We start from the raw sequence: 513 nt of genomic DNA on the forward strand, positions 1-513 counted from the left end.
TTGGGGCTGCTCCATTTGCTAAAAGGTTGCTTGTATAGGTGTGACGTAACTGGTGGAAATGAAAGCCTTCAAATCCCTCTAATGTTTTTGCCACCTTTCTGCAAACAGTTCCCAAAGTAGTTGGAAGTTCCAGACAACCATCCGGTCTTAAACAGACGAAAGAAATTTCTTTATAATCTGCCGGGACTTCCTCTGTTCTGTCTAAGCAATAATATTCGTAGTACACTCTGTTTTTCTCTTTGACCTCTTTGTAGTAGTTCGTGTGATAAAGTTCTCCGTACTGCATTCGATTTTTTAACTGCTCTTTCCGGGTATTACGGAAAATCTCTACCAGCGTATCTCCAAAATCAACAATCCTCACTTTTTTCCGCTTGGTTGGTCCGATGATATATTTGCGCTTTGAACCATCATATCGGATGCTGCGTCTTATGGTAAGGCATTGTTCTTCCAGATTTACGTCCTGCCATGCCAAACCGCAGGCTTCTCCAATACGAAGCCCGGCATAATAGGCTA

1 protein-coding gene is annotated in these 513 nt (G+C 42.5%); it reads right to left on the reverse strand.

What is annotated here, in order from left to right:
- Window positions 1-472 (reverse strand): site-specific integrase (locus DXB52_RS16030; RefSeq protein ID WP_472520609.1); only part of this gene is annotated, 472 nt, incomplete at its 3' end.
- Window positions 473-513: the final 41 nt, after the last annotated feature.

This window comes from Ruminococcus sp. OM04-4AA, assembly GCF_003462585.1.
GTDB lineage: Bacteria > Bacillota > Clostridia > Lachnospirales > Lachnospiraceae > Mediterraneibacter > Mediterraneibacter faecis.